The sequence below is a fragment of the Nonomuraea sp. H19 genome (assembly GCF_052068215.1).
In the GTDB taxonomy this organism is placed as follows: Bacteria; Actinomycetota; Actinomycetes; order Streptosporangiales; family Streptosporangiaceae; genus Nonomuraea.
This window is the reverse complement of sequence record NZ_JBQHCV010000013.1, coordinates 167,776-191,467: the sequence shown is the minus strand read 5'-3', so window position 1 is coordinate 191,467 and position 23,692 is coordinate 167,776. Positions and strand designations below refer to the sequence as shown.

General features: G+C 72.3%; 26 protein-coding genes. 17 read left to right on the top strand and 9 right to left on the bottom strand.

The genetic code is table 11. The features are described 5' to 3' along the window. Positions 1-83 precede the first annotated feature (83 nt). The 4 genes from ACTMTI_RS28580 to ACTMTI_RS28565 all read left to right on the top strand — a co-directional run bounded on the left by ACTMTI_RS28580 (position 84) and on the right by ACTMTI_RS28565 (position 5,063). On the top strand, positions 84-2,951 hold the full coding sequence (locus ACTMTI_RS28580) for a response regulator (RefSeq protein ID WP_441123631.1): 2,868 nt from the start codon (positions 84-86) through the stop codon (positions 2,949-2,951). Between the two features lie 561 nt (positions 2,952-3,512). After that, positions 3,513-3,860, top strand: a complete 348-nt coding sequence (locus tag ACTMTI_RS28575; protein WP_441123630.1) for a hypothetical protein — start codon at positions 3,513-3,515, stop codon at positions 3,858-3,860. Beyond that, positions 3,860-4,738 (top strand): hypothetical protein, encoded by an 879-nt coding sequence (locus ACTMTI_RS28570; protein ID WP_441123629.1) that lies wholly within the window; start codon positions 3,860-3,862, stop codon positions 4,736-4,738. Before ACTMTI_RS28575 ends, ACTMTI_RS28570 begins: the two co-directional genes overlap by 1 nt. A gap of 13 nt (positions 4,739-4,751) precedes the next feature. Continuing rightward, a complete protein-coding gene (locus tag ACTMTI_RS28565) occupies positions 4,752-5,063 on the top strand; it encodes a YbaB/EbfC family nucleoid-associated protein (RefSeq protein ID WP_441123628.1) in 312 nt (103 codons plus the stop codon). Between the two features lie 4 nt (positions 5,064-5,067). On the opposite strand, the gene ACTMTI_RS28560 is transcribed toward ACTMTI_RS28565, so the two are convergent. After that, complete coding sequence (locus ACTMTI_RS28560; protein WP_441123627.1) at positions 5,068-6,171, bottom strand: DUF5685 family protein; 1,104 nt, start codon at positions 6,169-6,171, stop codon at positions 5,068-5,070. Positions 6,172-6,258: 87 nt separating this feature from the next. Here ACTMTI_RS28560 and ACTMTI_RS28555 point away from each other — a divergent pair, with 87 nt between their 5' ends. From ACTMTI_RS28555 to ACTMTI_RS28540, 4 genes are read left to right on the top strand one after another with little or no spacing between them, the layout of a single operon-like run. Next, positions 6,259-7,173, top strand: a complete 915-nt coding sequence (locus ACTMTI_RS28555) for an ABC transporter ATP-binding protein (RefSeq protein WP_441123626.1) — start codon at positions 6,259-6,261, stop codon at positions 7,171-7,173. Further along, positions 7,170-7,991: an ABC transporter permease gene (locus tag ACTMTI_RS28550; RefSeq protein WP_441123625.1), complete on the top strand. Its 822-nt coding sequence runs from the start codon at positions 7,170-7,172 to the stop codon at positions 7,989-7,991. The genes ACTMTI_RS28555 and ACTMTI_RS28550 overlap by 4 nt, the downstream gene beginning before the upstream one ends. Before the next feature lie 9 nt (positions 7,992-8,000). After that, positions 8,001-9,203, top strand: coding sequence for a sensor histidine kinase (locus ACTMTI_RS28545; RefSeq protein ID WP_441123624.1), 1,203 nt, complete (start codon positions 8,001-8,003; stop codon positions 9,201-9,203). Next, positions 9,194-9,838, top strand: a complete 645-nt coding sequence (locus tag ACTMTI_RS28540; protein ID WP_441123623.1) for a response regulator — start codon at positions 9,194-9,196, stop codon at positions 9,836-9,838. Before ACTMTI_RS28545 ends, ACTMTI_RS28540 begins: the two co-directional genes overlap by 10 nt. Here ACTMTI_RS28540 and ACTMTI_RS28535 read toward each other — a convergent pair. Then, the gene (locus ACTMTI_RS28535; RefSeq protein ID WP_441123622.1) at positions 9,823-10,530 is read right to left on the bottom strand and encodes a sulfotransferase family protein; all 708 of its coding nucleotides are present in this window, start codon (positions 10,528-10,530) and stop codon (positions 9,823-9,825) included. The genes ACTMTI_RS28540 and ACTMTI_RS28535 overlap by 16 nt on opposite strands. A 146-nt stretch (positions 10,531-10,676) precedes the next feature. On the opposite strand from ACTMTI_RS28535, the gene ACTMTI_RS28530 reads away from it, so the two are divergent. Both ACTMTI_RS28530 and ACTMTI_RS28525 read left to right on the top strand, forming a co-directional pair. Beyond that, positions 10,677-10,943, top strand: a complete 267-nt coding sequence (locus tag ACTMTI_RS28530; protein WP_441123621.1) for a hypothetical protein — start codon at positions 10,677-10,679, stop codon at positions 10,941-10,943. Then, on the top strand, positions 10,850-11,302 hold the full coding sequence (locus tag ACTMTI_RS28525; protein WP_441123620.1) for a sigma factor-like helix-turn-helix DNA-binding protein: 453 nt from the start codon (positions 10,850-10,852) through the stop codon (positions 11,300-11,302). Before ACTMTI_RS28530 ends, ACTMTI_RS28525 begins: the two co-directional genes overlap by 94 nt. A gap of 66 nt (positions 11,303-11,368) precedes the next feature. On the opposite strand, the gene ACTMTI_RS28520 is transcribed toward ACTMTI_RS28525, so the two are convergent. Continuing rightward, complete coding sequence (locus ACTMTI_RS28520; RefSeq protein ID WP_441123619.1) at positions 11,369-12,121, bottom strand: maleylpyruvate isomerase family mycothiol-dependent enzyme; 753 nt, start codon at positions 12,119-12,121, stop codon at positions 11,369-11,371. A 62-nt stretch (positions 12,122-12,183) separates the two neighbouring features. On the opposite strand from ACTMTI_RS28520, the gene ACTMTI_RS28515 reads away from it, so the two are divergent. From ACTMTI_RS28515 to ACTMTI_RS28500, 4 genes are read left to right on the top strand one after another with little or no spacing between them, the layout of a single operon-like run. Further along, positions 12,184-13,098: a MerR family transcriptional regulator gene (locus ACTMTI_RS28515; RefSeq protein WP_441123618.1), complete on the top strand. Its 915-nt coding sequence runs from the start codon at positions 12,184-12,186 to the stop codon at positions 13,096-13,098. Positions 13,099-13,153: 55 nt separating this feature from the next. Beyond that, the gene (locus ACTMTI_RS28510) at positions 13,154-14,686 is read left to right on the top strand and encodes a circularly permuted type 2 ATP-grasp protein (protein WP_441123617.1); all 1,533 of its coding nucleotides are present in this window, start codon (positions 13,154-13,156) and stop codon (positions 14,684-14,686) included. A 19-nt stretch (positions 14,687-14,705) separates the two neighbouring features. Continuing rightward, entirely contained in the window at positions 14,706-15,596 is an 891-nt protein-coding gene (locus ACTMTI_RS28505; RefSeq protein ID WP_441123616.1) for an alpha-E domain-containing protein, read from the top strand. Between the two features lie 11 nt (positions 15,597-15,607). Next, positions 15,608-16,393: a transglutaminase family protein gene (locus ACTMTI_RS28500; RefSeq protein WP_441123615.1), complete on the top strand. Its 786-nt coding sequence runs from the start codon at positions 15,608-15,610 to the stop codon at positions 16,391-16,393. A 113-nt stretch (positions 16,394-16,506) separates the two neighbouring features. Here the strand turns inward: ACTMTI_RS28500 and ACTMTI_RS28495 are convergent, their stop codons facing one another. The 4 genes from ACTMTI_RS28495 to ACTMTI_RS28480 form a co-directional block, all read right to left on the bottom strand. Beyond that, positions 16,507-17,289 (bottom strand): DUF899 domain-containing protein, encoded by a 783-nt coding sequence (locus tag ACTMTI_RS28495; RefSeq protein WP_441123614.1) that lies wholly within the window; start codon positions 17,287-17,289, stop codon positions 16,507-16,509. A 169-nt stretch (positions 17,290-17,458) separates the two neighbouring features. Continuing rightward, positions 17,459-17,845 carry a TetR-like C-terminal domain-containing protein gene (locus ACTMTI_RS28490; RefSeq protein WP_441123613.1) on the bottom strand — a complete coding sequence of 129 codons (387 nt, stop codon included), beginning with the start codon at positions 17,843-17,845 and terminating at the stop codon, positions 17,459-17,461. A 67-nt stretch (positions 17,846-17,912) separates the two neighbouring features. Beyond that, positions 17,913-18,491, bottom strand: a complete 579-nt coding sequence (locus ACTMTI_RS28485; protein ID WP_441123612.1) for a hypothetical protein — start codon at positions 18,489-18,491, stop codon at positions 17,913-17,915. An 8-nt stretch (positions 18,492-18,499) separates the two neighbouring features. Further along, positions 18,500-18,790, bottom strand: a complete 291-nt coding sequence (locus ACTMTI_RS28480; RefSeq protein WP_441123611.1) for a hypothetical protein — start codon at positions 18,788-18,790, stop codon at positions 18,500-18,502. Positions 18,791-19,332: 542 nt separating this feature from the next. On the opposite strand from ACTMTI_RS28480, the gene ACTMTI_RS28475 reads away from it, so the two are divergent. Then, a complete protein-coding gene (locus ACTMTI_RS28475; RefSeq protein WP_441123610.1) occupies positions 19,333-19,734 on the top strand; it encodes a sensor histidine kinase in 402 nt (133 codons plus the stop codon). Here ACTMTI_RS28475 and ACTMTI_RS28470 read toward each other — a convergent pair. Next, on the bottom strand, positions 19,682-21,010 hold the full coding sequence (locus tag ACTMTI_RS28470; protein WP_441123609.1) for an MFS transporter: 1,329 nt from the start codon (positions 21,008-21,010) through the stop codon (positions 19,682-19,684). The two genes, ACTMTI_RS28475 and ACTMTI_RS28470, sit on opposite strands and share 53 nt — an antisense overlap. 66 nt (positions 21,011-21,076) lie before the next feature. Between ACTMTI_RS28470 and ACTMTI_RS28465 the strand changes: the two genes are divergently transcribed. Continuing rightward, on the top strand, positions 21,077-22,021 hold the full coding sequence (locus ACTMTI_RS28465) for a LysR family transcriptional regulator (RefSeq protein WP_441123752.1): 945 nt from the start codon (positions 21,077-21,079) through the stop codon (positions 22,019-22,021). A gap of 66 nt (positions 22,022-22,087) precedes the next feature. Then, on the top strand, positions 22,088-22,963 hold the full coding sequence (locus tag ACTMTI_RS28460; protein WP_441123608.1) for an NUDIX hydrolase: 876 nt from the start codon (positions 22,088-22,090) through the stop codon (positions 22,961-22,963). Here the strand turns inward: ACTMTI_RS28460 and ACTMTI_RS28455 are convergent. Beyond that, positions 22,956-23,597 carry a class I SAM-dependent methyltransferase gene (locus ACTMTI_RS28455; RefSeq protein ID WP_441123607.1) on the bottom strand — a complete coding sequence of 214 codons (642 nt, stop codon included), beginning with the start codon at positions 23,595-23,597 and terminating at the stop codon, positions 22,956-22,958. The genes ACTMTI_RS28460 and ACTMTI_RS28455 overlap by 8 nt on opposite strands. Positions 23,598-23,692: the final 95 nt, after the last annotated feature.

The window sequence follows — 23,692 nt, the reverse complement described above, 5'->3', positions numbered from 1 at the left end:
GCATTGTGCTCATGGCGATCCTCCGCGCTTGCCCGTTTCCTCCTACTCTGTTCGGCGAACCACAGGGGGAAGGACGGACGCCGGTGAGATGGTTGTTCGCGGTGACGGCCATGTGGACGCTGCTCGGCCTGCTCCCCTTGGCGCTGCTGACCTCCTCCAGCATCTCCCTGTCGGAGCAGGCGGTGCGTGACGAGGTCGACGACCGTGTCAGGACGACCGCGACGGTCAGCCGGGTCGTGGTGGAGCAGCAGATGAGCTCGCTCAAGCAGCTCGTCACCGCGTTCGCCCAGCAGCCCCGGGTACGGGACGCGGTCAAGGACGTCACCGCCGCCACCATGCGCGGCTACCTCGGCGAACTGAAGCGAATGCGCGACGACGGCGTCAGCGGCCTGATCATGATCTCGCCGGAGGGCGGCACGCTGGGCGCCGAGCCGCCGAGCGTGCTGCCGCAGGACATCAGCGGCACCGACTGGTTCCGCGCCGTGAAGGACCGGCGGCAGGCGCACATCTCGCAGGCGTACACACCCCCGATGGTCGGCCTGTCCATGTCCAGGGCCGTCGCCGTGGCCGCCCCGATCCTGAGCGCCGACGGCAAGCGCATGCTCGGCATCCTCGCCGTGGTCTACAGCCTGGACGCCATCCAGAAGTTCGCCCGGGAGGCCGCCGACGCCCAGAACATCCGGCTGCTGATCACCGACCGGGCCGGCGTGCTCGTCGCCGACCCCGGCAGTGAGCTGTACGCCCTCACGTCGCTGCGCGAGGACCCGCGGGTGGACGCGGCGCTCGCCGGGCGCACCTGGAACGGCCAGTTCCGCGGCATCGACGGTACGGTGCTGTCGGCGTCCGAGCCCATTCCCGGCATCGGCTGGACGGTGACCGCCGAGGTGTCCGCCGCCGACGCGCTGGCCTCCGCCGAGCGGCTGCGGGGCAACGTGATGACCGTCGCGGCCCTGCTCGCCCTGCTCATCCTCATCGGCCTGGGGATACAGATCCACACCACCCGCGGCCGCCGCCGCGCCCAGGCCACGCTGGCCAGGTACGCCGCCGAGCTGGCCGCCGCCAGGGACGAGGCGGTCAGCGCGTCCAGCGCGAAATCCGAGTTCCTGGCCAAGATCAGCCACGAGATCCGCACCCCGATCAACGGCGTGCTCGGCATGAACTCGCTCCTCATCGGCACCCGGCTGGACGACGAGCAGCGCCACTACGCCACCACGGCCCAGGAGTCGGCCCAGAACGTGCTGCGCCTGCTCGACGACTTCCTCGACCTGTCCAGGATCGAGGCGGGCCATCTCCAGGTCGAGGCGGCGCCGTTCGACCTGCCGCGGCTCTGCGACGAGGTGGTCGCGCCGCTCGCGCCGCTCGCCTACGCCCAGGGCCTGTGGCTCACGCTGCGGCTCGACGAGGACGTTCCGCGGCAGGTGACGGGCGATCCGGCGCGGCTGCGGCAGATTCTGGCGAACCTGGTGGGCAACGCTCTGAAGTTCACCGTCCAGGGCGGCGTCGACCTGCACGTCTCCCTCGACGAGGGAGAGCCGGGCGCCTCGCAGGCGCTCCTCAGGTTCGCCGTCGTCGACACCGGGGTCGGCGTCGGCTCCGGTGACCTGGAGCGGGTGTTCGGCGTCTTCCGCCAGGTCGACTCGCCGATCACGCGCAGGACCGGCGGGAGCGGCCTGGGCCTGGCCATCAGCAGGCAGCTCACCGAGCTCATGGGCGGCGAGATCGGGCTGGACAGCGTGGAGGGCGTGGGCAGCCGGTTCTGGGTGCGGCTGCCCGTGGACGTCCTGGCCTGGTCGGAGCCGGAGGCCGCGGCGCTGGAGGGACGGCGTGCGCTCGTCGCCGACCCGCGTCCCGAAGACCGCGCGCTGGCCCGCCGCTTCCTGGCGGACGCCGGGCTCGCCGTGGAGGACACCAGGGACCCGGCGGCCGCGCTCACCATGCTGCGCGCGGCCGCCGCGGACGACAGCCCGTACGAGCTGGCCGTCGTCGCCCTCGACCTGGCCGATCCCGAGGACGCCGATGCCGGTGCGACGCCGGTGTCGCTCGCCCACGCGATCCTCGCCGACCCGATGCTCCAGGCCACCAGCGTCGTCGTGGTCGTCACCCCGGGGCGGGCGCGGTTCGCCTGGCCGGGCGCCGCGGGGGAGCGGGCCGTGCAGTCGATCACGCGGCCGCTCAGCCGCCGCCGCCTGCTCGCCGCCGTGGAGAACGCCCTGGGCACCGCCGAATGTCCCGGCGAGCAGCGCGACGGCACGGCGGACGCCGCGGCCCAGGCCGGGGGAGCGCGGATCCTCGTGGCCGAGGACGACGAGGTCAGCCGCCAGGTGGCGACGCTGGTCCTGCGCCAGGCCGGGCACGAGGTCGAGACGGTCGACGACGGCGAGCAGGCCGTGCGCGCCGTGCTGGCCGGGGGCTACGACCTGGTGTTCATGGACTGCCAGTTGCCCGTGCTCGACGGCCTGGCGGCGACCATGGAGATCAGGAGCCGCGAGGATGCGCACACCCCGATCATCGCGATGACCGCGGCGGCGATGCCGGACGACCGGATCCGGTGCCTGTCCGCCGGCATGGACGATCATTTGGCCAAGCCGGTGGACTGGGCGCGCGTGCTCGCCCGCATCCCGGAATGGGCCGCGTCCTCCGGTCTCCCGCCCGAGCTGGCGGGCCTGTCGCCGGAGGCACTCGGGGATGTCGCGCAGGCGTACCTGCAGACCGTCCGGCGCACGTTCGAGGACCTGCGGCAAGCGGCGCGGGCCGGCGACCTGGCGGAGGTGGCGGCGCTCGCGCACCGGCTCAAGGGCAGCTGCGCGACCGTCGGCGCCGCCCGCGAGGCCGCGCTGTGCCAGCGCGTCGAGGACCTGGCCCGTACGGGTGCCGTCGCGGAGGAGCAACTGGACGAGCTGGACGAGGGACTGCGCGAAACCCCGCACTGGATGAACGCGCCGCACACGTGATTGAACGGGCGGGTTAATGTCGGGGAAATTTGATGGTGCTATGGTCTCCGAACAACTTTTTGTCTTCTTTTGTAGCCTGTGGAGGGGTTAATGGCTGATTCGTCCGGTGAGCCCGGCCAGACGGCCGCGCCGAGCACGACACCCACCGCCGGCCCGAGTCCCACGGGCACGCCCACTCCGACGCCCTCCACCACGGCGACCCCGACCCCTCCGCCTTCCGGGACTCCGACGCCTACGCCTCCGCCTTCCGGGACTCCGACCCCGACGCCTACGCCTCCGCCTTCCGGGACTCCGACCCCGACGCCGACGCCTCCCGGGACCCCGACCCCGACCCCGACGCCTACGCCTCCCGGGACTCCGACCCCGACCCCGACGCCTACGCCTCCCGGGACGCCAACTCCGACGCCGACCCCCAGCCCGTCCGACACCCCGAGCCCTTCGGGGACGCCGACGCCGAGCCCTTCGGACAGCGCGAGCCCCACGCCGACGCCTTCGACGCAGGCGCCGCACGACCGCCCGGACCCGGGCAGGCAGACGCCCCCGTCCGGCGGTGATCGCGTCATGATCGACTGGACGTCGATCCGTGAGCTGGCCCGGCGCTTCGACAAGACCGGCGACGACGTGGTGGCGCTGCAGAAGACGTCCACGTCGCTGTCCAGCACGTCCGGCCTGGTCGGTGGCGACGAAGAGGGCCGCGCGTTCGCCGAGTGGTACAGCGACGGCTACGACTCCCTGGTCGACGCGATGCGCCGCATCGCCGACAAGAACTTCACCTGGGCGGCCGGCCTGCGTGACTTCGACAAGCTGTGGGACTTCGTGGAGCAAGAGATCATCAAGACGCTGCCCGTGATCCCCGACACACCCGATGCGCCGATCCCGAAGGCGCCGCCGCGGAGGGAGGGCGCCTGATGTTCGACCCCTTCCAGGCGTGCGCCTGGTTCGCCAACGTGCACGTCCCCCAAGCCGACGTGTCCAACCTCCGGGCCCGCGCCGTGGCGCTGCGCAATTTCGCCACCGCGATCGGCACCATCGCGCACCAGACCGAGACCGCCGTGGCCGCGGCGCGCAAGGCCAACGACAGCCGCGCCGTGGAGCGCTTCGCGGACGTCTGGCCCGAGGAGCTGGCTCCCCGATACGCCGCGCTCCAGGAGGAGCTGCTGGAGCTGGCCGCCGGCTGCGACGAGTACGCCGACGCCGTGGAGAAGCACCGGGAACAGCTGTGGATCATCGGCACCCAGCTCGCCGCCCTGGCGTTCACGCTGTTTTTCGGCCACATCTACCCGGCGGCCAGGTGGGCGGCCCAACGCGCCTTCAACTGGCTGGTGGCCAGGGCGCAGCTGCAACGCACGATCTTCCAGAAGATCACCAGGATGATCCTGGAGTACCGGATCGGCAAGCGCCGGGTGGGCACCTACCTGATGCGCGAGGGGCTGGACGCGCTGGCCGACTCTGTCGTGTGGACCGCACTCAAGACCGGCGTGCACGCGGCCAGCTCCGCGGCGACCGGCCAGCCGATGGGCAACCTCTGGGAGTACGCCGGCAAGCACTTCGCCGCCGAAATGGCCTACAACGGCGGCATCAAGGCCCTGAGCGACGTGCGGAAGTTCTTCCCCGCCACGAAGGTCACCGAGACGCTGCTGGGCGGGGGCCCGTCGGGCAAGTTCTTCCGCCGCACCCTGTCGGCGGCCACCATCTACCCCCTGGTCGCCAGCGGAGACCTGACCGACGACGGCGCCCTGCGCTCGGCGCTGGCGCATGCGCCCAGGGCGTTCATCTTCAAGCGTTGAGCGAGGAGCAGCCATGACGACACCACCGCCTACCGGAGACCCGGAACTCGACCGCGCCATCGCCGAGATGGTGGCACAGACGGCGGGCTTCGAGGAGATGAGCCGCCGGCTGGAGGAGACCAGGGGGCGCGGGGAGAGCGCCGGCGGGCAGGTCGCCGTCGAGCTCACGCCCACCGGCTCGCTGGCCGCGCTGCACATCGATCCCCGCGCCCTGCGGATGGGCTCGCAGGCCCTGTCCGAGGCCCTGCTGGAGGCGTTCAGGCGGGCCGAGGAGGACGTGGCAAGCCAGTCCTTCGAGCTCGCCAAGACCCTCTTCGAACGCTGAGGTCTCAGCAGGAGCAGTCGCAGCCGCTGCAACCCTGTCCGCATTCCAGGAAGCGGCAATAGCAGCGGTCGTCGCACGGGGTCCCGGCCTTCTTGCTCCACCTGGGCCGCCACATCCCGCAGGTCACGAACGTCGCCACGCCGGCCGCCGACTTGCGGATCCACCCGGGCCGTTCGTAGGAAGCAGCGGGGGAGTGGAACGTGCGCCGCACCGCCCGGCGTACCTCGGTGCCGAGCAGCGCCTCGACCAGGTGCCGCGCGTCGAACTCGACCTCCCGCAGCGCCAGTGCGAGGCCGTGCGCGGCGTCCTCGCACAACCGCCGCGCCTCCTCCGGCGAGGTGCCCGTGGCCGTCAGCGGATTGAACGCGCCCCGCGCCTCGTCCTCAGCCCGGTCCTCGACGGCATCCAGCAGATGGGCGATCCTGCCGAAGAACCTGCCCGCCTCGGCCAGCGCGGCGGCGTTGCCCGGCCGCCCGGCGAGCACCGCCGTGTGCGCGAACGCCGCCGCGACCGCGTCCTCCGCGGGCGCCGTCAACTCCAGTACGCGCACGCCGCCGGCGGCGCCGGAGCCGGTCGCGTGGGTGGCGGCGCGGTGCTCCAGGCCGAGCTGGCGTTCCACGGTCGAGACCAGCACGGCGGTGTCGAAGCCGACCCCGGCCGCGAGCCGCGCCCCGCCCGCCTCCCAGCGGGCCGCCAACAGGCGGCGGGCCGTTGCGGTCCCGGGAGCGGTGTCCCCGTCCGCCACGTGGTCGCGTAACTTGCCCGCGGCCAGCACCAGCGAGACCGCGGCCGCCAGCCGCGCCCCCTGCGCCCGCGCGTCCACCACCTCGGCCCGGCGGAACCCGCGCAACGCGCACGGCCCCGCCACGCGTTGTGGCGCGGCGGACGGGAGCTGCGCCGCCGTCAGCACCGAGATGACCAGGGTGTCGTAGTTGGTGGACAGCCGGGCGGCGTGCCCCTGGTGGTCCCGCAACGTGAGACACAGACCGCACAGGTGTGCCCGCCACGCCTCCATGAGCGACGGGCACCCATGCTCCGAGCACGGGCGGATGATGCCGAACACGCAACCTCGCAAAAGGGGCAGGAACGAGACGCCTAAGGGTCTCACGTCCCCCTTCGTTACGGTTTTCCGCCATCGAGGTCGGCGGTCCGCCCCCATGGCGGCCACGGCGGCGGCTGCCTAGCGTGGGGCGGCGTGATCAGTCTCAAGGGTTTGACCAAGCGCTACGGCGGCCGGACGGCCGTCGACGACCTGTCGCTGGAGGTGCGGCCCGGCGCGGTGACCGGCTTCCTGGGACCGAACGGCGCCGGCAAGTCGACGACGATGCGGCTGGTGCTGGGCCTCGACCGGCCCACCTCGGGCACGGCGCTGATCGGCGGAATGCCGTACCACAAGCTCAAGAACCCGCTCCGCACGGTCGGCGCGCTGCTCGACGCGCGGGCGCTGCATCCGGGACGCAGCGGGTACGCGCACCTGGCCGCGCTGGCCACCGGCAACGGCATCCCGCGGCGGCGCGTGGCCGAGGTGCTGGAGACCGTCGGGATGGCAGGGGCGGCGCGCAAGCGGGCCGGGACGCTGTCGCTCGGCATGAGCCAGCGGCTCGGGATCGCGGCGGCGCTGCTGGGCGAACCCGAGGTGCTGATGTTCGACGAGCCCGTCAACGGCCTCGACCCCGACGGCGTGCGATGGATACGAGGGCTCATGCGGGAGCTGGCCGGCGAGGGCCGCACGGTGTTCGTCTCCAGCCATCTGATGAGCGAGATGCAGCAGACCGCCGACCATCTGGTGGTGATCGGCAAGGGGCGGCTCATCAGGGACGCCCCGCTGGCGGAGGTCATCGCGGGCAGCTCGCTGACGGCCGTGGTCGTGCGCACGCCGCACGCCAGGGAGCTGGCGGCCACGCTGCGCGCCGCCGGGATCGACGTGGCGCGGCCCGCCGAGAACGAGCTCGTCGCCACCGGCGCGCCCGTCGAACGGGTGGGCGACCTGGCGCACGAGGCGGGGATCAGGCTGCACGAGCTGCGTACCAGGGAGGCGTCGCTGGAGCAGGCGTACCAGGAGCTGACGGAGCAGAGCATGGAGTACGGCGCGCGGAGGGCGGGGGCATGAGCACGTTGTGGCAGGCGGTGGGAGCCGAATGGGGCAAGCTGTGGTCGGTACGGTCCACGTGGTGGTGCCTGGCCGGCGCGCTGGTGCTCATGGTGCTGAGCGCCGTCATGCTGGGCGGCGCGGCGGCCACGGACGCCCTGCGTGAAAGCGGCGCGACCGGCGCCGCAGTGCGGGAGGGCGGTGCGGCCGCGCCCGTCGTGGCGAGTGAACCGGTGGTGTCGGCGACGTCGTTCGCCCAGTTCGCACTGGTGGCGCTGGCGATGCTGGCGATCACCGCCGAGTACGCCACCGGCGGCATCCGCGTCACGCTGCAGGCCGTGCCCGTGCGCGGTGTCGTGCTGGCGGCGAAGGCGCTGGTGGTGGCGCCGGTGATGGCCGTGGCGGGGGTGCTGTCGGGCGCCGCGGCGACGGCGGCCGTCTACCTGCTGCTGTCACTCGACGTGTTCGGCGGGCTGGTCGTGCTCCCGGTCGGCGAGGTCGTGGGGGACCTGCTCGCCGTGGGGGTGTTCTTCGCGCTCGTGGCGGTCATGACGTTGGGCGTGGGCGCCGCCATGCGCAGCGCCGCCGGCACGCTGACCGTGGTGTTCATGCTGCTCATGGGCTTGCCGCTGATGCTGCTCATGACCGGTGGCCAGGTGGCGGTGGACGCGTCGCTGCGGATGCCGCTGTTCGCCGGACTGGCCTTCATGGGCAGCACCGACAACATGACGGGCGGGCCGATCCCTTACCCCGCGATGGAGGGGCTGGCGTGGCTGCTGGCCTGGACGGCGATCGCGGTGGCCGCGGGGCACACGGTGCTGCGCCGCCGCGACGCCTAGACTCGGCCCGTGTCAGCCAACCCGGCGGGCCCGGCGACCGGGCCCGGCCTCGCGTCCATGTCGGAGCACGGTCACCGGGTCGTCCGCGTGCTGGCCGGGGTGCTTCTGGGCATGGCGCTCGGCGCCGTCGAGCTGGCGTTCCTGTGCGTGGCGGGGCCCGCGTCCCTGCTGCCCGCCACGCGGCCCGCCGCGGCCCGCGGGCTCGCCGTCCTCACGACCCTGGAGCGGGCCAGGCTCGCCCGGTGGCTCGGCCACGGCACCACCGGCGAGAGCGGCGGCTACGCGTTCATCGCCGCCCGCGCCGCGCTGGGCGTCCTCGGCGGGTACGCCTGCGCCGCCGGTCTGTTCCTCAGTGGGCTGCTGCTGTTCGGCGGCTTGTGGGACCTGGCCTGGGGCGAGGCCGAGGCGGTCCCCCTCGACCTGCCCGGCGTGAAGCTGGTCACCAGCAGCGGCGTGCTCGGCCTGACCAGCAGCGCCGTGCTGCTGGCGCTGAGCGCCCTGCTCGTCCTGGCCGTCGGTTCCCTCGAACGGCGGCTCGCCGCCCACTTCCTCGGCCCGGACCACGACGAACGGCTGCGCAGGCGCATCGCCGAGCTGACCGCGACCCGCTCCGGCATCGTCAAAGCCGTGGACGACGAGCGCCGCAGGATCGAACGCGACCTGCACGACGGCGTACAGCAGCGCGGCGTGGCCCTGGCCATGCTGCTCGGCCGCGCCCGCCACAGCCGCGACCACGCCCGCACCGCCGAGCTCGTCGCCCAGGCCTACGGCGAGTCCCGGCAACTCCTCGACGAGCTGCGTAGCGTGGCCTGGCGCATCTACCCGACAGCCCTGGACGAGCTGGGGCTGCACGCTGCGCTCACCGGGGTCGCCGAGCGCGCCGGCGTGCCGGTGACCGTGCATTACGCGCTGGCCGAGCGGCCCGTCTCCGAAATCGAGACCGCACTCTACTTCGCGGCCCGCGAGGCCATCACCAACGCGGTCAAACACGCCGGCGCCCATGACATCCTGGTCGTGCTGAGCGAGGACGAGCGGACGGTGAGCGTGGCGATCTCAGACGACGGCAAGGGCGGCGCCGACCCGTCGGGCGGCGGCCTGTCCGGGCTGGCCCGGAGGGTGCTGGCGCTGGACGGGGAGTTCATCGTGGACAGCCCGCCCGGCGGCCCCACCAGGATCGCCGCCACGCTGCCGAAGGCACCGCCGTGCGAGTGATCCTCGCCGACGACTCCGTCCTCCTGCGCGAGGGGCTGACCCGGCTGCTCGACGAGGCGGGGCACGAGGTCACGGCCGCCGTCGGAGACGCGCCCGGGCTGCTCGACGCCGTCGAGCGGCACCCGTGCGACGTGGCCGTGATCGATGTACGCATGCCGCCCACGCACAAGGACGAAGGGCTGCGGGCGGCGCTGGAGCTGCGCGAACGCCGCCCGGAGGTCGGCGTGCTGGTCCTGTCGCAGTACGTCGAGCAGCACTACGCGGCCAGGCTGCTGGCCGGGTCCACCGACGGGCTCGGCTACCTGCTGAAGGACCGGGTGTCCGAGGTGGCCGAGTTCCTCGACTCGCTCGAACGCGTGGCCGCGGGCGGCACGGCGCTGGACCCGGAGGTGGTGCGCCAGCTCCTGGCCCGCACCACCCGCGCCGACCCGCTGAGCAGGCTCAGCCCGCGTGAGGGCGAGGTGCTGCGGCACCTCGCCCAGGGCCTGGTGAACGCGGCCATCGCCGAGCGGCTCCACGTGTCGCTCAGCACGGTCGAGAAGCACGTCAACGCCATCATGGACAAGCTCGACCTGCCCCGCGACCCCGGCTACAGCCGCCGTGCGCTGGCGATCCTGCGCTACTTGGAAGGCTGATCGGGGAAGGGCGAGTCCATGGTGCCGGTGGTCATCAGCTTGCCCAGCATCTGCTGCATCGACTTCGCGTCGTTGAGATGCGGGAACGGCTCCCCGTCCGGTACCGGTACGTCCAGGAACCGGCACAACGGCTCCCACCCTTCCCGGACGTCGAACACCAGCAGCCGCTCCGGCGGGAGGCCGTCCTTGACCGTGGCCACGTGTCGCTCGAACGCCGCCACGGCCTTGTCCTCATCCGGCAGGCCCTCCTCGAAGGTCCGGCCGAAGAAGGAGCGCGTGATGTGTTCGAGCACCGGGCCGAGCCTTTGCATCCGCTGGAGCACCGCGGCCGCCGCCTCGGGTATGTTCTCCGGCATCTCTCCCCTCGGGCCGTTGGCGACGAGCGCCTGCATGCTCACGTACCAGGAGCGCGGGTCGCGTACCGTCAGGACGACCTTGGCGTCGGGGTACGCCTCCGCCTGCTCGCGCCAGAAGTGCGAGGCCGGCCAGTCCACGGCGGACCGGAACCCCTCGAACACCTCCTCCCAGTCCACCGGGCCCTCGCCGGCCACGGGCAGCCACCTGTCGACGAGGTTCGGATCGGTCATGATGGTGAACATGTGATGGCACGGCCCGAATCCGAGCCGTTCCAGTGCGGCCTTCATCGAGCTGGTCCCGGTACGCGGTAAGCCCGCACCGATCACAGTCAGCATGTCGCTCCTCTGGACGGTAATTCTTCCGCTGTTGAATCTACCCGGCAACCGCCTCCCCTGTGAGGGGGGGACGAGGTGTCGAAACTTTGAGCACGTTGTCGAATGGCGCACGGCGCCGTTCGCCTCCCCATAAAGAGGAAAAGGAGATGGGCAACGTGAAGTACGTGCTGATGTTCGTGGACACCGAGGAATACGCCAAGGAGCCGGCGGCCGTGACCGACGAGGAGCGGGCGCGGGTCGTCCGGCAGGTGGAGCAGTGGTTCGCCGACCCCGCGGGCAAGGTCCCCAGTGGCAACTCACGCACGCCGAGCTGGCCCAGGTGGTGCGCGAGCACGCGGGCCGGCTGGCGGCCTCGCTGGTGTCGCTGCTCGGCGACTTCTCCGCCGCCGAGCGGGACGACCGGCTGCGGCTGATCTTCACCTGCTGCCATCCGGCGCTGCCCCGCCAGGCGCAGATCGCACTCACCCTGCGCGTGGTGTGCGGGCTGACGACCGCGCAGATCGCGGCGGCGTTCCTGACACAGGAGAGCACGGTGGCCCAGCGCATCACCCGCGCCAAGCGCGCCGAGGCGCGCGACCTCGTCGACGACGCCGAGTGGCTGGCCTCGCTGCTGGCCGGGCTCATGCCGGGCGAGCCCGAGGCGGCCGGGCTGAAGGACCTCGGCGACGCCTCGACCGCTATCCGGTCTTCCACGCCACCCGCGCCGAGCTGCTGCGCGACCTGGGCCGCAGGCAGGAGGCCGGGCGGGCGGACGAGCGCGCCCTGGCGCTGACCGCCAACCCGGCCCAGCAGGCGCTGCTGGAAGAGCGGATCAGCTGGGCGTAGAGCGGAGATCCGCTCAGAACACCATGCGAGCCAGCCAGTGCTCCAGCAGTGCGCGGTCCCCCGTGATCTCCACCCGGTCGTCGTCGAGGGGGAGGCGGCGGGCGCACACCAGCATGAGGTCCGCCACCGCCCCCGACACCACCACGTCGGCCTCGACCGGCCCGCGCTCCCACCGGATCCCCCCGGGCGTCCTGATGAGCACCCAGCCGTCCGTCGAGCCGGGCCGGATCCCGATCCGCTCGCCCTGGCCGCGCAGCTCGGCCAGCTCCGGCTTGAGCGTCTCCGCGCCCGGCGCGACCAGCATCTCCAGGCCTTCGGTGATCACGTCGGCGGCGAGATCGCCGGCGATCTCGAACGCGGCGCCCGTCGTGATCGCGGCGTCGTAGTGGTGGACGCACGTGTCGGCCAGCATCCGGCGCAGCCAGAACGACGCGGGCCGCGGGCCCAGGAACGTCCACAGTTCGGTGCCGGCGCCGGTCTCCTGGATCGCGCCGATCAGGTCCTCGGCGCCCTCGTGCAGCCACCCCGCCCACTCGCCCGGAGTGCCGGGATCGGCCTGCCAGGGGTCGGGGACGGACGGGGGCTCGCCCTTGCGGACGACGTCGGCCGCATACCGGTGGGCCTGGCCGATGTGCCCGACCAGGGTACGCAGCGGCCATTCCGGACAGGTCGGCACCCGGGCGTCCGGGTCCCCGCCGGTGACCGCGCGGGCGAACCCTCCGGTCTGCTCCCGCAGCCCCTTCATGAGTCGTGCGGTGTCGAGCATGACGATCACTCCTTCCTCGGTTACGCCGATACCGTAGGAACTCCAGTCCAGTGGAGGTTCAAGTGCCTTTGCGCGAGGAGACGCTCGGGATCGGCGACCTGGCCAGGCTGACCGGCGTGCCGGTCCGGACGATCCGGTTCTACTGCGACGAGGGGATCGTTGAGTCGGTGCGCAGCACCGGCGGGCACCGCAGGTTCGACGGGTCGGCGGTGGAGCGGCTCGCGCTGGTCAGGCGGCTGCGCGCGCTCGGGCTCGGGCTGGCGTCCGTCAGGCTGGTGCTGGCGGGTGAGCGCTCCGTGGCCGAGGTCGTCGCCGCCGAGCGGGCCGCGCTGGACGTCCGGCTCGCTGGCCTGGCCTGGCGGCGGGCCTCGCTGCGGGCGATCGAGGAGGCCGGCCCGGCCGACCGTGCCGCCCGGCTGGAGCTGCTGGCCGCCGTGGAGGACGGGGTCGCCGCCCGCGACGTGGTGATCGACTTCTGGCGGCGCGCGATGCTGGCCCCGATCTCGGAGGCGATGTTCACCGGGTTCGTGACCTTGGCCGTGCCCGAGCCGCCCCTCGACCCGACTCCGGCGCAGGTGGTGGCGTACGCAGAGTTGGTCGCCCTGGCCGGCGACCGGTCGCTGACGCGCCGCCTGCTGGAGCGGGCGCGGGTCAACGTGGAGCTGATCTCCGACGAGGAGGAGCTGATGTCCGGGGTCGGCGAGGCGTGCGCGCTGGCCGAGCCCAGGGTCCTGGCGGGCCGGGCGCCTCGTCCAGGGCCGGAGCTGGACCGTTTCGTGGCGGCGCACGCCTCGGTGCGCGGCAGCGGCGACACCCTGGAGTTCCGGCGCCGGCTGCTGGCCGACGCGGCGGCCGACCGCCAGCCGTGGATGCGCCGCTACTGGCGGCTGGTGACCGAGGTCAGCGGCGGGGCGGCCAATCTCGGCACGAACCACCTGTGGCTGATCGACTCACTCGAACGATCTGTCGCGACGTGACGCCATGTAACATGCGCAGCGATCGGACGAAACATACATTTCCTAAATTCCGGTCATGGCGGACATCTTTGATACATATGTCATGGCCGGAGCGTGGGATGAGATGTTCGAGCGGCCGGGTGTGCCCCGGCCCCAGTACCAGACGCTGTTCGCCGCACTCCAGCCCCTCGGGGCGCACGAGCTGCGCAACAGGGCCGACCAGCTCGCCAGGATGTTCACCGATCGCGGGGTCACGTTCGACTACGCGGGCGTCGAGCGGCCCTTCCCGCTCGACCTGATCCCGCGGGTCATCGACGCCGCCGAATGGGACCTCGTGACGCGCGGCGTGCGGCAGCGGATCCGCGCCCTGGAGGCCTTCCTCGACGACGTGTACGGCAGGCGCCAGGTCTTCCACGACGGCGTCGTCCCCTGGCGGCTCCTGCACTCCAGCCCCCACTACCATCGGGTCGCCCACGGCTGGCGCCCGCCCAACGGCGTGCGCGTGCACGTCGGCGGCACGGACCTGATCCGCGACGAGAAGGGCGTCCTGCACGTGCTGGAGGACAACGTCCGCACCCCCAGCGGGGTCAGCTACGTGCTGGAGAACCGGCTGGCGATGACGCGCACGCTGCCCTCGCTGTTCTCCGAGCAGTTCGTGCGCCCGGTCGAGGAGTATCCCGCCAGGCTCCTGGCCGCCCTGCGCGGGGCCGCGCCCGCGGGCGTCGCCGACCCCACCGTGGTCCTGCTCACGCCCGGCGTCTACAACGCCGCCTATTTCGAGCACGCGCTGCTGGCCCGCCTCATGGGCGTGGAACTGGTCGAGGGCCGCGACCTGATCTGCGAGAACAACCGCCTCCACATGGTCACCACGTACGGCCGCCGCCCCGTCCACGTCGTCTACCGCCGCGTCGACGACGACTATCTCGACCCGCTGCACTTCCGCGGCGACTCCGTGCTCGGCTGCCCCGGCGTGGTGAACGCCGCCCGCGCCGGCAACGTCACGATCGCCAACGGCCTGGGCAACGGGGTCGCCGACGACAAGCTCGTCTACACGTACGTGCCCGACTTGATCGCCTACTACCTGGGTGAGACGCCGCTGCTGCCCAACGTGGAGACCTACCGGCTCGACGACCCCGGCGTGCGCGAGCGGGTGCTGGACACGGCGGCCGAGCTGGTGCTCAAACCGGTGGACGGCGCGGGCGGCAAGGGCATCGTCATCGGCCCCGTCGCCACGCCCACGCAGCTGGCGGCGGTGCGGCAGGCCGTACGGGACGATCCGCGCGGGTGGATCGCCCAGCGGCCGGTGCTGCTGTCCACCTCGCCCACTCTGATCGGCGACCGGCCGGTGCCGCGCCACATCGACCTGCGGCCGTTCGCCGTCAACGACGGCTCCGACGTGTGGCTGCTGCCCGGCGGGCTGACCCGCGTCGCGCTGCCGGAAGGTGAGCTGGTGGTCAACTCCAGCAGGGGCGGCGGCTCCAAGGACACCTGGGTGCTCGGCGAGCCCGGCCCGCCGGTCCCCGGCCCCGTCGCCCCGGCCGCCGTCGCGGCCCCCGCGGCCGCGCAGTGGAGCCCGAGCCGGAACGCGGCCTGGGAAGGCGAGCAATGATCACCTGGGAGGAGACGCCATGACACGCCCGCTGCTCAGCCGCATCGCCGAGACGCTTTACTGGATCGGCCGCTACGTCGAGCGCGCCGACGACACCGCCCGGCTCCTCGACGTGTCCGTGCACCGCATGCTCGACGAGCCCGACACCGGCCGCTCCATCTACGACGTGCTCGGTTTGAGCCCGGCCGCCACCGTCAGTGCCCCGGCCGTGCTCCGGCGCCTGGCTTACGACCTGGACGAGCCCGCCTCCATCGCCGCCTCCGTCAGGTCGGCCAGGGACAGCGCGCGCGGCGTGCGCGAGGTGCTGTCCAGCGAGGTGTGGGAGTGCCTCAACGTCACCTGGCACCACCTGTCCAAGCTGGAGTCGATGACGCCGCACGCGTACCTGGCGTTCGTCCGGGAGCGGGCCGCGCTCTTCTTCGGCCTCGCCGACGCCACCATGAGCAGGGACGACTGCTGGCGCTTCATCGTGCTCGGCCGCAGCCTGGAACGCGTGGACATGACCACCCGGCTGCTGGCGGTGCACCTGACCAGCGACTGGCGGCTGCTGCTGCAGGCCAGCGGCGCCGACGAGTCGTTCACCAGGACGCACGGCGCCAGGGACGGCGAGGTGCTGGAGTTCCTGCTGCTCGACCGGCTCTTCCCGCGTTCGGTGGTCTACTCGCTGCTGACCGCGGAGAAGTGCCTGCGGGCGCTGACCCCCGACACGACCAGGGCCGGCGTGGCCGACTCGGCGCTGGCCGCCATCGGGCGGGTGCGCACCGGGCTCGAGTACACCGACCTGGACAAGCTGAACGACCGGGTACCCGAGCTGCTCGGCACCCTCCAGGAGGCGTCCGCGGCCGCCGGTGAGGCGATCACCAAGCGGTTCTTCCAGCGCAGAGAGGCGATGGCATGGGTTGGCGCGTGAAGGTCTCCCACATGACGCACGTGGAGTACGACGGCGAGGCGCACTCCTCCTACAACGAACTGCGGATGACGCCCGCGCACAACGTGCTGACCCACCGCGTCACGGTGACCCCCGCCGTGCCGGTCTACACCTACGAGGACTACTGGGGGACCACGGTGTCGGCGTTCGACGTGAGCGAGCGCCACACGTCGCTGACCGTCGAGGCGGTCAGCAAGGTGGAGACGTCCGGGCCGCGCAAGCCCCGGCTGACCCTCATGGATCCGGATCCGTCGCTGGGCGAGCTGCTCAGCCGTACCCCGATGACCGCCGTGGACGCCGGCCTGGAGGACCTGGCCAGGGCTCAGGCGGTCGGCCGCGACCCCCACGAGACGGCCGCGGCCATCTGCGAGCTGGTGTCCGCGCGGGTGGTGTACATGCCGGGCTCGACCGGCGTGCAGACCTCCGGGCAGGAGGCATGGGATCTGGGGCAGGGCGTCTGCCAGGACATGGCGCACGTGACGGCGGGGCTGCTGCGGGCTGCCGGGCTGCCGGCCCGCTACGTCTCCGGCTACCTGCACCCGCGGCCGGACGCCGAGATCGGCGAGGCCGTCGCCGGGCAGAGCCACGCGTGGGTGGAGTATTGGGCGGGGGAGTGGCTGCCGCTCGACCCCACGAACCGGACGTACGTGGGCGAGGCGCACGTGGTCGTGGCCCGCGGCCGGGACTATTCGGACGTGCCGCCGCTCAAGGGCATCTACCAGGGGCCGCCGGGGAGCCGCCAGGAGATCACGGTGACCGTCACCCGGCTGGCGGGCTGAAGGGGACGCCTGGCCGCCACCGCCCACCGACCGAGCGCGCGGGCGGACCTTCGCATCGTCCGGAGGTTCCGCCCGGCACCCCAACCTTTGCCGACGCCGTCGACGAAGGCGCGTCAGTGGTGGTCGCCGTGCCGGCCGAGGGTCTCCACGGAGGTCGCTCCGGGGCGGGTCCACTGTGGCACGGGGCGGCTGGTCGGGCCCCAGGTGGCGGTCCCGTCCGCGTCCGAGCGCCAGTACCAGCACGGGTGGCTCCCCTCGGGCCAGCCCTCGGGCTTGTCCTCCCACGCCTCGCCGCGGCCGTAGGGCGTCATGTCGAGCAGGCTGAAGGACCCGTTGGCCGGCTCGTTGCCACGACCCGTCGTGGAGTAGGTGAGGAACACCCGGTCGCCGTCGCGCAGGAAGCAGGTGATGCAAGCCATGCTGCCGCCGACCGGCGCGTCCACGTCGCGCACCGAGTACCAGGGCTGGGTGTAGCCCATGAACTCGACGTAGGAGGCCACCTCGTCCCATCGGCCCGTGGTCAGGATGGCGAACGAGACGCCGCGGGCGTTGAGGTAGACGGCGTCCTTCAGGTGCCAGGCCATGTTGGTGCAGCCCTCGCACTGCCCCTGGTGCGGCGCGCCGTCGTACCACATGTGCTTGTAGACCACGAGCTCGTCGCGACCCTGGAACAGGTCCAGGAACGGGACCGGGCCGTCGGGTCCGACGACCTCGACCGTCCCGTCGAGCTCCACCATCGGCAGCCGGCGGCGGGCCGCGGCGAGGGCGTCGCCCTCGCGGGTGTGGGCCTTCTCGCGGACGAGAAGCTCGTCACGCGCGGCCTGCCAGGTGTCCAGGTCGACGATGGGCGGGCGGCCGGGCAGCGCGGTGGTCGGGTCACTCGGCGTGGTCGTCATTGTGTCCTCCGTGGTGTCTCGTGCCGGGCAGCGTCGTACGTCCTACGACTGTCACCAGAGCAGACCCGCGACCCGGCCGGAACTCATCGCCCCGGGGCAGCCGCGAGGACGCGGCGGTAGGGAATGGCGGGTGCCGCACGCAGTCACGATAGGCCAGGTGGAATCATCATCACAGGCCTCTTTCGATCATGTCGATCAGGAGTCGGGTGGCCTCGTCGGTCTGGGCGGTCTGCAGACCGCGCAAGGGGCCGTCGATGAGGGGTACGGCCAGACCGTGCACGGCCGACCGCACGAGGAACTCCATACCTGGGCGTCGATCAGTGGGCATGCGGCCGCATGCGACGAGATCGTCCAAGGCCGCGCCGAGCAGTTGGCAGGGCGTCAGCCCGCCGGTTCCTGCGGAGGTGCCGACCTTGGCTTCGGCCATGGTGCCGGGGACGGAGAACGCCGCGCGGAACAGCCCGGGCTCGGTCTGGGCGAAGCGCAGGTAGCCGTCGGCTGCGGCCGTCTCGAAAATCTGCGTGGGCCCGGCTTCGGCCGCCTGCCACGTGGGCACCCAGTATCAGGCATCTCGGGCAGTCACCAGCTCGCCTTCGGCGCTGCCCACCGCGATCACACCGAGGTCAGCCCGGCTCGTCGAACAGCTCCTGGAGGGTCTGGGCGATGGCGGCGCGGGTGAGCCAGGTTTCGAGTTGAGCGAGGTCCGTGCAGGTGGTGATCCGGGCGCGGGTGGCGTCGGGGAGGTTGAAGCCGCGGGCGGCCAGAACGAGCAGCACCGATCTGGCAGCTTCTTCCGCCTTGCCTTCCGCCTGGCCTTCTGCTTTGCCGCGGCTGAAGTGTTCGCGGGCGAAGGGACTGTAGACCGGCCAGTCTGTGGACGTCATGATCTCCTCCATGAGGCGCCGGATCTCGGGCGAGGACATGCTGTAGGCGTATTCATGATACTTCGGAGCGTGTTCGTCGCGGGTTTCGTTCAGCGCTGCGGCGAATGCCTCGATGATCTTGCGGTCGCGGCCGTGGACCATGACCGACATGGCCGCGAGCCCCAGGTGGTCAGCGGCCTCCTGGGGGTCGGTGATGGCCGGGATGCCGTCCGGTCCCAGCACCCGGGCCTGTAGCCGGTAGCCGGTCAGCCCGGAGTCGATCGGCTGCGCATAGTGGGCCGCCACCTTGCGGTCGGGGCAGATGACCAGGACCGTCACATCGCAGCTCACCAGCAGCCACAGCGCGGCGGCGTAGCGGGCGAGCTGCCGGGGCTCCTTGGATTTGTCCTGCTGGATCTCAACGATGACGCCGTGCGCGGGCGTTTGCGGTGGCCCCAGGCTGAAGACCAGGTCGCCTCGATGTCGTCGGAGGGGCGGGTGTTGAAGGTGCCCTTCTCCAGTTGGATCAGCGGGGTGTCGGGCAGTTCCACGCCCATGAGGTCGCGCAGGATCTCCACGGCGAGCTGGGGGCGGGCGGTGAACATCCTGATGAGGGCGTCATGTCGGGGAGACGGCATGGCGCTCGTTGTTACGTCATGAGTACGGAAAGTGATGGCAATTCGCATGCCTCCCGTCATGATCCCCGCCGACCTGGATCGCGACCCGGAGCTCTTTCGTGAAGCCCTCAAGCGCCTGGAGGCGGTCACAGAAAGGATGAGCCGACGAGTAGACGATCAAGATTTCAGCTCGTCCACGGCTGTCCACTTTAGAGGTATAGATCCCGTCCATGTGCTCATGCGGGACAGCGGGGGCGCTCGCTGCTGCGGTCGATGAGCGGAACCGGCTCATATGTCGGTGAAGACGGCGATACTTGTCATCACATGATTCCCACAGTGAAGAGTTTGTCCGCCTTGAGCAGCGCTCGACATCGCGCTCCGGCAGCTGCTGACCGAGTGGGGGAGCGCGGTCTACGTCCAGCGTCAGGCCTACGAGCTGTGGCAGGAGAGTTCACTCTTTCGCGCCTCAACACGGGCTCAACATTTCCTCAACAGCGCCGACCGCATGCTTGCCTCAGTCCCGTCCGAGCGGGGAGACGCATCGAGGGAAAGAGGTGTCACCGATGACCGGCACCAGGAGGATTGAGGCGGCCAAGACGCTGGCGGAGGAGCTGGAGAGCTACCTGGCGCGGTGGTCGGAGCGTACCGGCATCGCCGTCGAAATATGGGCGCTACCCGCCGCTGACGTGCCGTCGCCCATCGCGCGGGGAGTGCTGGCCGTGCTGCGCGAGGCCCTGGCGAACGTCGAGCTCCACAGCGGCGCCGGCACCGCGTCGATTGCCGTGACCGCCGGCAGGAGCGGCCTGCGCATGACGGTCAGCGACAACGGCAGAGGTTTCGCCGGTGGGGAGGCAGGGCGGGGCATCGCCGGGATGCGGGCGGCTTTCGCCGAGATCGGCGGCAGCCTCACGGTCAGGGGGATCCCCGGCGAGGGCACGACCGTGACCGGGGTGGTGCGGCGGTGAATCCCCGGCCGGCCGGGCCGCGGGCCAGCAGGACGGCGAGCGCCGCCAGCAGCAGCCAGGCCGACGCCAGGGCGATCAGCCAGGTCCAGCCGGCGTGGCCGTACACGACGCTGCCCAGCGTGCCGCCCGCTCCGCTGCCGAGGTAGTAGCAGAGGGTGTACAGGCCCGCGGCCCGGCCGCGGGCCTCGGGTGGCGCCTGTGCGGTCACCCAGGCGCTGGCGATCGCGTGGGTCGCGAAGAAGCCCGCGGTCAGCACGGCGAAGCCGAGCGCGATGGCGGGCAGCGAGGGGTCGAGGGTGAGCGCGGCGCCCGCCACCGTGACGATCAGGGCCGTGACCAGGGCGGCCGTGCGCCCCAGGCGGGCCGTCAGGCGGCCGACGGCGGCCGAGGAGGCGGTGCCCATGGCGTAGCAGAGGAAGACCAGGGAGGCGGCCGCGGGGGTCAGGCCGAGGGGCGGCGCGGCCAGGCGGAACCCCGCGGCGTTGTAGAGCGCCACGAACGCCCCCATGGCCAGCGCCGCGGCCGCGCATGGCGCGAGCACGCCAACGCCGAGCCGCGTTCGTCGCGTCCGCGCCGTTGGGCCGCGGCGCCCGAGCCGGGTCAGATCGGTTTGCGGCCTCTGATCACCTGCCGAACCGTCCAGGACCGTGCGTGCGGCCCGGGGGCGCGCTGCCGCATCCCCGCGGGGACCGCGCACGGGCATACCGGGAAGGGTGCGGGCCGCGAACAGCGCGCAGGCGAGCGCCACGCCGCCGATGAGGAGCAGTGCGCCGTGCCAGCCGAACGGACCGGCGGCGAACCCGGTGCCGAGCCGCCCGAGCATCCCGCCGACCGAGTTACCCGCGATCATCGCGCCCACCGCGGCGGCCAGCCGGCTCGTGCCGAGCTCATCGGCCAGGTACGCCGCCGCCACCCCCGCGAACCCCGCGACCGCCACCCCCTGGATCGCGCGCATGACCAGCAGCAGCGGAAAGGACGACGCCAGCGGCAGCAGCAGCCCGATCATCGCGGACACCACCACCGACCAGACGATCACCCGCCGCCGTCCCACGACCTCGGCCAGCGCCGCCACCGGCAGCACCGCCACCGCGAGCGCGGTCGTGGCCACGCCGATCGCCAGCGACGCGGTGCCGGGATCCAGCCGGAAGGAGGCGGCCAGCTGCGGCAGCACGGCCTGCGGGGCGTACAACAACGCGAACGACGACAGACCGGCCGCTGCGACGGCCGCGCTGACCCGCCGGGTGCCGGTTCCGGCCGGGGCTTCGATGACCACCATGCCGTCAAAGCTAAGCAAGGCTAATAAATACGTCTAATACTCAAATCAGCGATAATTCATACCGTGATGGATGAATCCGATGAACAGCTGGCCGCCCGGCTCGCTCCCGCCCTGGCCCTGCTGGCGGCCGTCGGCGAGACCGGCCACGTGACGCGCGCGGCCGAACTGCTCGGCGTGCCCCAGCCGACGGCCAGCCGCCGCCTCGCCGCCCTGTCCGATCTGGTCGGCGCCCCGCTCGTGCTGCCGTCCGGCCGCGGCATCCGCCTGACCAGGGCGGGACGCACCCTGGCCGCCGCCTCCGCCCGCGCGCTGAGCACCGTGTCCGGCGCCGCCCGCGCGGTGCGGGAGGAGATCGACCCGGGCACCGGCCGCGTCGTCCTCGGCTTCCTGCACCTGCTCGGCCGCACGCTCGTCCCGTCGCTCATCCGCGGCTTCCGCGAGCGCAACCCCGGCGTCCGATTCAGCCTGGCGCAGGGGTCGCGGCAGGACATGCTGCGGGCGTTGCACGAGGGAGAGATCGACCTGGTGTTCGCCGCGCCCATGCCGCTGGACGATCCGGAGCTGGCCAGCCGGCCGCTCGCCGACCAGGAGCTGGTGCTGTCCGTGCCGCTGTCCCACCGGTTCGCGACCCGCGCGCGGGTGCGGGCGCGCGAGCTGGCGGGGGAGGAACTCGTGACGCTGGAGCACGGGTACGGCCTGCGCCAGATCACCGACGACCTGTGCGCGGCGGCGGCGTTCGAGCCGCGGATCGCGTTCGAAGGGCAGGAGTCGGAGACCGTGCGCGGGCTGGTGGCGGCGGGGCTGGGCGTGGCGATCCTGCCCCGCTCCGAACCCGGACCTGGCTCCGGCTCGGGTGTCGTGGAGATCCCGCTGTCGCCGCCGGTGTTCCGGACGATCGGGGTGAGCTGGACGGCGGGGGAGCGGCTGACTCCGGTGGTGCGGGCGTTCCTGGACCACGTGTGCTCGGGAATCACCGACCTCGGCCCCGGCTTCCGCCCCGCCGCTCCCTGAGCGCTACGCCACACTGGGCCCACGACGTCTCTTGCCGATCACGCGAAGAACGGGACTAGGGGGATCATGACACCCGACGGCGACGCGGGCCTGCCGGGCTCGCTGGCGAAGGTGCTGGCGGACGTGGCGGCCGAGCGGGCGGCCCAGGACGCGAGGTGGGGCATGCAGGTGCTGCCTGACGGCACCGGCGGCGACGGTACGGCGGCCGACTCGGATCTGGCCAGGCACGAGACGGACACGGTGGCTCGGAGCGGAGCGCTGACCTGGCGGCACATCCTGGCCGAGGAGGTGCTGGAGGCGTTCGCCGAGACCGATCGCGACCGGTTGCGGGCCGAGCTGATCCAAGTGGCCGCCGTGGCCGTCAAATGGGCCCAGGCCCTCGACCGCCGCCCGGACCCGGCATCCGTCCCGGACCCGGCATTGGTCCCGGACCCGGCCGCCGCTCCCACGGCCGCTGCTCCCGCAGGCCAGGTGCGACGCGCTCACCCTGCCGTCCCGAGCCCGCCCCGGCGGGACCGCTTCCGCGCCATCGTCGCCGTGCACGTCCTGCTCGTGCGTGACGGCGCCGTCCTCCTCGGCCGGCGGGCGGGCACCGGTTACGGCGACGGTCTCTGGCACCTGCCCGCCGGCCATCTGGAGGCGGGCGAGGCGGCGACCGGCGCCGCCATCAGGGAGGCGGCCGAAGAGCTCGGGGTCGCGATCAGCGCGGCCGACCTGACGCTCGCGCACGTCATGCACCACGCCCCCGAACGGCTCGGCCTCTTCTTCACCGCCGGGAAGTGGACCGGCGAACCGCGCAACACCGAACCCCACAAGTGCTCGGAGCTCGCCTGGTGGCCCATGGACGACCTGCCCCCCGACATGATCGAATACGCGGCGGCGGCCATCGCGGACATCCGGGGCGGCCTGCCGTTCTCACTCCGGGAGTGGGGCCTTAGGTAGGTTTCGCACCGTAGATCGTGACGGCGAAGGGCCGCGGACTGGCCGTGTAGACCTGCTCGCCGAGACGGGACAGCGACGCGTGCGCGTCCAGGAACCGGTGCAGCCGGGTGGCCTCCGGCCACGGATGGACCGCCACCAGCACGCCGCCCGGATCCAGCAGGTCGCCGAGCCGCGCCGAGGCCCGGCGCAGCCGTTCGTGGCGGCCCAGGTAGTAGAGGGTTTCCGAGCAGAACACGAGGTCGAAGCGCTGCTCAGGGCGGTGGGTGACGATGTCGGCCTGGATGAAGCGCACCCGCTCGTTGCCCTTCACCCGCTCGCGCGCCCGCGCCAGCGCGCGCTCGGAGACGTCGAGCCCGGTGATCTCGGCGTCGGGGTACGCCGCCGCGAGCGTGTGGGTGAACACGCCCTCGGCGCACCCGACCTCGATGATCCGCCGGTACGGCCGGGGCGGCAGGTGCTGCAGCGTGGACAGGTATTTCTGCTGCTCGTAGCTGTCGGTCGCGAGCTTCCACGGGTCGGGGGTACGGTGCCACCAGTCGAAGTAGCGGCGCAGGATCGTCGCCTGCCCCTTGGGGGAGAGCAGGGACAGCGTCCGGAAGAACGTACGGTGCATGATCTCTGGAAAGCTCGGCATGCGGTCAGCGGCCTCTCTCGGGTCGGGGCGGGGGACGTCCCCGGGGTTTGAGGTGAAGTCGTTGCCGGAAGGGGATGCCCGCTAACGGCAGGGAC

What these genes read in the sequence shown, in the direction of transcription:
- ACTMTI_RS28480 (WP_441123611.1), bottom strand. Translation starts at nt 18,790, where the DNA reads ATGCCGTCTCCCCGACATGACGCCCTCATCAGGATGTTCACCGCCCGC.
- ACTMTI_RS28460 (WP_441123608.1), top strand. Translation starts at nt 22,088, where the DNA reads ATGACACCCGACGGCGACGCGGGCCTGCCGGGCTCGCTGGCGAAGGTG.
- ACTMTI_RS28495 (WP_441123614.1), bottom strand. Translation starts at nt 17,289, where the DNA reads ATGACGACCACGCCGAGTGACCCGACCACCGCGCTGCCCGGCCGCCCG.
- ACTMTI_RS28550 (WP_441123625.1), top strand. Translation starts at nt 7,170, where the DNA reads ATGAGCACGTTGTGGCAGGCGGTGGGAGCCGAATGGGGCAAGCTGTGG.
- ACTMTI_RS28500 (WP_441123615.1), top strand. Translation starts at nt 15,608, where the DNA reads ATGACGCACGTGGAGTACGACGGCGAGGCGCACTCCTCCTACAACGAA.
- ACTMTI_RS28465 (WP_441123752.1), top strand. Translation starts at nt 21,077, where the DNA reads ATGGATGAATCCGATGAACAGCTGGCCGCCCGGCTCGCTCCCGCCCTG.
- ACTMTI_RS28455 (WP_441123607.1), bottom strand. Translation starts at nt 23,597, where the DNA reads ATGCCGAGCTTTCCAGAGATCATGCACCGTACGTTCTTCCGGACGCTG.
- ACTMTI_RS28565 (WP_441123628.1), top strand. Translation starts at nt 4,752, where the DNA reads ATGACGACACCACCGCCTACCGGAGACCCGGAACTCGACCGCGCCATC.
- ACTMTI_RS28570 (WP_441123629.1), top strand. Translation starts at nt 3,860, where the DNA reads ATGTTCGACCCCTTCCAGGCGTGCGCCTGGTTCGCCAACGTGCACGTC.
- ACTMTI_RS28510 (WP_441123617.1), top strand. Translation starts at nt 13,154, where the DNA reads ATGGCGGACATCTTTGATACATATGTCATGGCCGGAGCGTGGGATGAG.
- ACTMTI_RS28520 (WP_441123619.1), bottom strand. Translation starts at nt 12,121, where the DNA reads ATGCTCGACACCGCACGACTCATGAAGGGGCTGCGGGAGCAGACCGGA.
- ACTMTI_RS28535 (WP_441123622.1), bottom strand. Translation starts at nt 10,530, where the DNA reads ATGCTGACTGTGATCGGTGCGGGCTTACCGCGTACCGGGACCAGCTCG.
- ACTMTI_RS28575 (WP_441123630.1), top strand. Translation starts at nt 3,513, where the DNA reads ATGATCGACTGGACGTCGATCCGTGAGCTGGCCCGGCGCTTCGACAAG.
- ACTMTI_RS28505 (WP_441123616.1), top strand. Translation starts at nt 14,706, where the DNA reads ATGACACGCCCGCTGCTCAGCCGCATCGCCGAGACGCTTTACTGGATC.
- ACTMTI_RS28530 (WP_441123621.1), top strand. Translation starts at nt 10,677, where the DNA reads ATGGGCAACGTGAAGTACGTGCTGATGTTCGTGGACACCGAGGAATAC.
- ACTMTI_RS28475 (WP_441123610.1), top strand. Translation starts at nt 19,333, where the DNA reads ATGACCGGCACCAGGAGGATTGAGGCGGCCAAGACGCTGGCGGAGGAG.
- ACTMTI_RS28470 (WP_441123609.1), bottom strand. Translation starts at nt 21,010, where the DNA reads ATGGTGGTCATCGAAGCCCCGGCCGGAACCGGCACCCGGCGGGTCAGC.